This window comes from Acinetobacter sp. YH16032 (assembly GCF_013417345.1).
GTDB lineage: Bacteria > Pseudomonadota > Gammaproteobacteria > Pseudomonadales > Moraxellaceae > Acinetobacter.
Genome location: NZ_VPEE01000063.1, coordinates 1 through 6061 on the forward strand (window position 1 = coordinate 1; position 6061 = coordinate 6061).

The following is a 6061-nucleotide window of genomic DNA, read 5'->3' on the forward strand; positions in this document are numbered from 1 at the left end:
AAATATTGCTCTGGATCTCGCTCGATTCCATCTTGCAGACGTTCATTAAACATAAGGTGGACGTGGGGCTGATCGTTGCCATCCATTGCTTTAGGGTTATGAATGGCAAACTGATACGGATATTTTGAGCCAATTTCAGACTGGATAAAGTCCTCGACCAGTTCTAGGCGTTGCTCGGCATTCATCTCTCTAGGCAGGGCAATTTCATATTCTCGGTAGGTACTGCCATTTTTGCGCTCGTAAAGGTCGGCTGACTGCCAAAAGTTAATCGGATTATGTTCCGCCCATTTCGGCATGTTCCCATAGTCACTATGTTCAAGGTCAGTTTTAGCCTGTTCCTCTTTTTTCTTTTTTTCTTCATCCCGATCTATATATTCGGCATGCGGGGCTGCCTTACCTGCCTTACCAACTTTGACACTTAAACGAGCAATCGCCATTAGGTTTTATCCTGTTCCTTTTTTTGGTTGCGTTCTTTCTTAAAGGCTCTTTGATCGAGTATCGAAGCCCATATCATAATAATGATAAGTAGCGGTGCTGCGATCACGCCAAAAGTAATGTCTTTGATTTTTCCCAATACCTGTTTTAGTTGCATATTTTGCTCCTAGCTTTGGTACTTCTTTTTTCCGTAAATTTTCAATTTACGAAAAAAAGAAGTTTCAGGGTTTTAGGGATGAAGTCCCTAACGTGATTAGGTTTCTCAATGAAATTGAGAAACGTCTAAGCGCGCCATCAAAATTTTGATGGAAGTGCAGGCGACAATCTCTAGAACGACTTTAACAAAATTGCGTACATTTGACGTAATTATTTTGTTATCGTTCTTTGAGAATTAAGCCTGTACTTTTGCGGTATCTGAATTAATGGAATTGAATATGAATAATGATTGGTTGTCTGAAAAAATCACCTATATTTCTGCTTTAAAAAATCCGAGTGATGCTCAAAAACTTTTATTGGAATTAGCAAAAATTCAATACCGTACACCCGACCAAGAGAAAAAACTGAATGCATTAATTAAAGCCGAAAAAGCGATAGATCGAGCTAATAAACAGAAAGTAGCAGTTAGAAAATTATTGAATGCTGAAAAGGAAGCTGAACGAAAAGCTCGTACACGTCATCTCATTCAATTAGGCGCACTTTTTGAGATTGCGAACCTAGATCAACGGGACCCAGCAGAATTACTTGGAATTTTGCTTAAAACTGCTGAAATTGACCCAAATGATATGAAATGGCAGATTTGGAAAGATTTAGGACAAGAAACTTTAAATCAGCGTAAAAAGTGATGTTTTATAATAAAAATCCCAACACTTAAATTGGGATTTTTAGAGGCTAAAAATTATTTTTTAATATCTTTTAACCAACTATAAAGGTATGGGTCTTTTTTCAATAGACTAGCAATCATTTCAACGCGTTTTGATTTATCTAATTTTAATAGAATACTTCTGAGATCAGCATTTATAGATTTCTCTGGCGCACCTCGGTCACGTGCTTTGCTATACCAATCATGTCCAAGAGTATATTCATGGTTTTCCATGTATATAGCTCCCAATAAAGTACATGGTCTGTAGTCCTGAGAATTATTTTCATGAGCTTTTACGCCACATTCTATTGCTGTATCAACTTTTCTAATATCTCTCTTAACTCCTCCCAGTGTAGTGAAATAAGCTGACAATAATTTTTTATTTTTGTTTAGTGAGATTTCAGTATTTTCTAAAAAATTTTCAGCCTCTTTACTTGCTTTAGCTTTTCTTAATTGACTAGAGGCATTAATAGCATGCCAATGTAATTTGGTTGTCTTATATTCATTAATATAAAAATCAGCTTCTACACGATGAAATTTGATCTTAAGTTCATCTGTAAAAAACTGTCGTCCTTCTGAATTTAACCAAATAGCATCTTGTTCAGATAATCTCTGATTATTATCTAATAATTTCAATATATTAATTAACTTCGATCTATGCTTATCAACTATGTCATAGAGATAAATATCATATTTTTTTATTAAATTTTTTTCTTTTTGCCTCTCTATATATTTAGGGTCAGATTCTAATTTTTTTCTACGCTCACGTTCAGCTTGTTCTCTAACTTTTCTTTCCTGAGCTAATTTTTCTTGTTGTTTCTTTAACTGAATTAGTTCTAATTCTCTAAGTTTTTCCAAGCGTAATCTTTCTGCTTCTAAGTGTTCTTGATGTTTTATTCTGTCATTAACAACTTCTTTCTTATATTGATTAAAAGAAATTTTACCTTCAACTAGACTATGTAAAGCATTAAGATTTTGGCGAACTAAATAAGCTTTTTCTAGCAAAGTTAAACTATCGTTCTGCTTCGTTTTTAACTTTTGAATTATTTTATGAAGCATACTATGTGGGATCATTGAACTTTCAATATGATCTACACAATAAAAAACAGCATCTTTTCTCATATCATCAAGATATGTTTGATGTTTAACAGCATCCTCAACAGATACTTTACCTCGATAATTAGAATGGTACGTCTTTTTAAAAAATCTGCTTCTAGTCATTTCAAAGATTCAAAAATTATTACCATTCAATTAAATAACGATTTATAGAATATTCAAAGCATAAAAAAATAGCCTAAGCAGAAAATAGGGTGCAATGCTCCAACCCTGCTACAAATACAATAAAAGCAAATGCACTCAACTTCTCAACATGCTCCCCAAAGCGTCGCACTTCGTGCTTTGGCTTTGGTGAACGGTTGAGAGAGTTTCGGCAATACTCACCCTAAGGGACGACTTTTAAAAAAAGTCATTTCCCTTAAGTATTGCCGATTTACCTGTATATATTTGGCTTCGGAGCCACGTATATCGGTCGTATCCGCACATAGCTTTGCTGACTATGCAGACAAGGACTCAAAGTCTTGCACTTCGCTCCACGCGCTCCCTGTCGTTACATTGCCTGTATCTCTGCGAGGGTTTCCCCAACGTACAACTTAACAAGTCCTATGTAACTACTCCCAACGCTCCGCCTGTGTGAAGTTCCCCTGTAAGCGGTTTAGCCTTTCGACTATAGCTACAATACGCCAGTGACACTTATTCCTACCACACGTACTGCATGCCGACCGTAAAACGGACACGCAGAAGCGGGCAAAGCTCGATCTAGGATACTTATTTGACGATTTAAAACACGAATTAACGAAGACTTATCATTTTGAGGCTTGATATAAACACTGTTTATTGTGAAAATAGAGTTCAGGTACAAGCCTTAGTGTGAAATCAGTGCGAGGTGGTACTCCGCTGATCTTCGTTACTTGATGTTGAAGCATCAAATAACTGCGTACCGCTGAATATAAAGCGAAAGCCCGTCGAGTTTCAATACTCGATGGGCTTTTTCTTTGTATTTTTAAATTAAAATTTACTTTTCTTTGTTTAAAGCAAACTTTCGCTTCTTAATCACTGTAATCGGCTTTTCTTGTGGAGCCATATTTTTCTGAATGGCCACCTGCTTCATTTCTACTGGTACAGCACTATTTTCAGTAGACTTTGGACTAGATTCTTTAGGCTTCGAGTCTGTTGATTTTTGCAGAGTTGCTTCTTTATTTTTAATTTTTATATAAATTTCATGTACGACCGCATTATGTTCTTTAATCTCCCTATTTTTGCTCGTTATTTTTTTATATTGTTCTTTAAAGGGCTTTATAAAATTCTTGATAGTTGATAGCAGTAGAGCTTCATCGGGGTGTATATCAGCCAGTGTTTTTGGTGCTTCCATTTGCACAAAATCAATGAAATTCAGGGGGAATTTTTCAACAATTTCAGGCGTTGCAAAACTAATAAAATCATATCCATGGTAAGAAATTACAGCATATTTCGTATCCTGCTTAATCGGATGTTTGATATATCCCCTTATGGTCGCTTCTCCCTGATCCAGTAGCTTCTTTATATAGAAATCTTTGATTTGATTCTCTGAAAATGCACTTTTCCTATAAAAATTAATTTTTTTATTAATTTCTTCTCGTTCTTCTATTTCATCAATATTTTCTAACTTATTACTAAATTCAATAAATTGAGCATGATTATGTTGAGCAAGTTCAGAAGTCCAAATTAAGAGTTGTGCAAGATTATCAGACTTAATAATCTCAATATCATTTAAATCAAGCTTCTTCATTAGTGTAAGCTCTTCCTGCTTGAACTCTTTTCTTTCTAAACTTGACCGCTTCAACATAACAACTTCCTTAACTTTTACTAACTTCAAAACATTAAAAACAATTCTGAATGGTCACTTAACCAAAAATTTCTGAATGGCTATCTAACTGGTGTAATTCTAAAACATCATCCCCTACGAGCCTATAAATCAAGACTAAATCAGGTTTAACGTGGCAATCTCGACAATTTTTAAACTCAGCACCACCTTTTAATGGATGATCTAGATATTTTTCAGGTAATGGACTATTAGCAACTAAACAGTCCAGTACCTCGGCCCATTCAGCCGTAACCAAATCTAAATAACGTCTTTTAATGTCTCTTTTAAATGAACTGGTTACGATTATTTTTCGTTTAGCCATTAGCTTCTTCCGACATTGCTTGGATGGCTTCTTCTACTGTTTCGTACTCGGTGTACTCCCCATTTTCAATTTCTTTAAGAGATTGAAGCAACTTTGCTGCTGCTTTAGGGGTTAAAGCTGTTTCCCTTGCATAATCAAAAGACAATGGAATCGTTTTCGTTTTAACAATTTGATTTAAGAACAGTTTAAATGCCTGTGGCATGGTTAAACCGTAGTCCTCCAAAATAGGAGTAACTTTTTCTTTCAGTTCTGCCTCTAAACGCATATTGAAATTGACTGCGGACATGGTTAATCCCTCCAAGGAACCAATAATGTAAAGATAATATAAGGCATTGTCTTTACTTTTTCATTACTTTTGATGTAAAAATATGAGTATTAAAACTCTAATTATTGGCATAACAGACTTTCAAATTTTGTTTTCGAATTTTTCTATATAGGGTCGATCACACATAAATCATGATTTTTTCCATAATTGCACTGTTCTTTCATCACACGCACACATGGTTTAGATTCTTCTCCAACAGTACAACTTCGAATCTCAAGCTGAATACCATCCTCTCTTAAACTTTCAATCTTAGAAATATTCTCTAGCGGTTTGATATAAACAGCAAATAACCAAATGATGCCAAGCATAAGAATGGCAAAAATCCCCAAAACTATTGTGATGATTTTCCATGAGAATTGATCACTGGCTGAATCAATCGAATTTTTTAAGCGTCCAAGTGCTTTAGCGGTCTTAACAAGCTCCGCTGTACCCTCCTGTAAACCCGTATTTAGCGATTTTGATACGGTATGATGGGTTTGCCCTGCGATAACCTTCTGAATGCGTTCTTCGGTGATTTGAAGCTCTTTAACGGCCTGATTGACTAAGTTTTGCTGTTGTTCTGCAACTGCCATCAGTGCATATAGCTTTTTTTCATCAGGTGTCATCGGCTCATCCCTTTAAAATTCATGGTTTTCTGTTGCTCTCGTTCTAATTTCTGCTGTTCTTTGTACTGTTCCAAAGCAAGCTGTTTGAAGCTATCAAAATCAGCCTTAAAGCTCTCAATACCTTGTTTAATTTCTTTGTCTGAAATTGGGCTGTCTTTGAGGTCTTGGAGGTCTTTTTTCGGGTCGCCTAAGTCTAGCCCTACAAGCTCTTTATGGGCTGTACGCGACTGTTGCAGGGCTTCCCTGATTTCAGGATTCTTCGCTTGGCTTGGTAGCAGTTTCTTTTCAGGTTCTTTGTCAATGCCTTGCTCTTTATAGCTTCGCATATCAATACGGCTGTCAAGTTGATGTTTTTCTAAATGGCTGTTGCATAGATCTGCCCATCTTTGGCGTAGGTCTTTAATATCGGTTTTTCGTTCCTGGTAACTCTTGCCGGTATTGTCTTTTTTAGCTCCGCCACGTTCAGGATTCTTGCTGTTATAGCGTTTAAAATATTGCTCTGGATCTCGCTCGATTCCATCTTGCAGACGTTCATTAAACATAAGGTGGACGTGGGGCTGATCGTTGCCATCCATTGCTTTAGGGTTATGAATGGCAAACTGATACGGATATTTTG

9 protein-coding genes are annotated in these 6061 nt (G+C 36.1%); 1 reads left to right on the plus strand and 8 read right to left on the minus strand.

Translation table 11 applies throughout. The features are described from left to right. Together FTV32_RS15535 and FTV32_RS15540 are read right to left on the minus strand one after the other, a co-directional pair. A partial coding sequence (locus FTV32_RS15535; RefSeq protein ID WP_180029075.1) for a MobA/MobL family protein occupies window positions 1–437 on the minus strand: 437 nt, incomplete at its 3' end. Further along, on the minus strand, window positions 437–592 hold the full coding sequence (locus FTV32_RS15540; RefSeq protein ID WP_005098410.1) for a hypothetical protein: 156 nt from the start codon (window positions 590–592) through the stop codon (window positions 437–439). The genes FTV32_RS15540 and FTV32_RS15535, both read right to left, overlap by 1 nt. 277 nt (window positions 593–869) lie before the next feature. Between FTV32_RS15540 and FTV32_RS15545 the strand changes: the two genes are divergently transcribed. Beyond that, window positions 870–1277 (plus strand): conjugal transfer protein TraD, encoded by a 408-nt coding sequence (locus FTV32_RS15545; protein WP_125565058.1) that lies wholly within the window; start codon window positions 870–872, stop codon window positions 1275–1277. 53 nt (window positions 1278–1330) lie between these two features. On the opposite strand, the gene FTV32_RS15550 is transcribed toward FTV32_RS15545, so the two are convergent. The 6 genes from FTV32_RS15550 to FTV32_RS15575 all read right to left on the minus strand — a co-directional run. Beyond that, window positions 1331–2515 (minus strand): hypothetical protein, encoded by a 1185-nt coding sequence (locus FTV32_RS15550; RefSeq protein ID WP_180029076.1) that lies wholly within the window; start codon window positions 2513–2515, stop codon window positions 1331–1333. 850 nt (window positions 2516–3365) lie between these two features. After that, window positions 3366–4175, minus strand: coding sequence for a hypothetical protein (locus tag FTV32_RS15555; RefSeq protein WP_005098406.1), 810 nt, complete (start codon window positions 4173–4175; stop codon window positions 3366–3368). A 58-nt stretch (window positions 4176–4233) separates the two neighbouring features. Then, window positions 4234–4515, minus strand: coding sequence for a type II toxin-antitoxin system YafQ family toxin (locus FTV32_RS15560; protein WP_005098405.1), 282 nt, complete (start codon window positions 4513–4515; stop codon window positions 4234–4236). Then, window positions 4508–4801 (minus strand): type II toxin-antitoxin system RelB/DinJ family antitoxin, encoded by a 294-nt coding sequence (locus tag FTV32_RS15565; protein WP_005098404.1) that lies wholly within the window; start codon window positions 4799–4801, stop codon window positions 4508–4510. The genes FTV32_RS15560 and FTV32_RS15565 overlap by 8 nt, the downstream gene beginning before the upstream one ends. A 143-nt stretch (window positions 4802–4944) precedes the next feature. Continuing rightward, on the minus strand, window positions 4945–5445 hold the full coding sequence (locus tag FTV32_RS15570) for a hypothetical protein (RefSeq protein ID WP_005098403.1): 501 nt from the start codon (window positions 5443–5445) through the stop codon (window positions 4945–4947). After that, the coding region (locus FTV32_RS15575) for a MobA/MobL family protein (RefSeq protein ID WP_180029077.1) at window positions 5442–6061 on the minus strand (620 nt) is incomplete at its 5' end. The genes FTV32_RS15570 and FTV32_RS15575, both read right to left, overlap by 4 nt.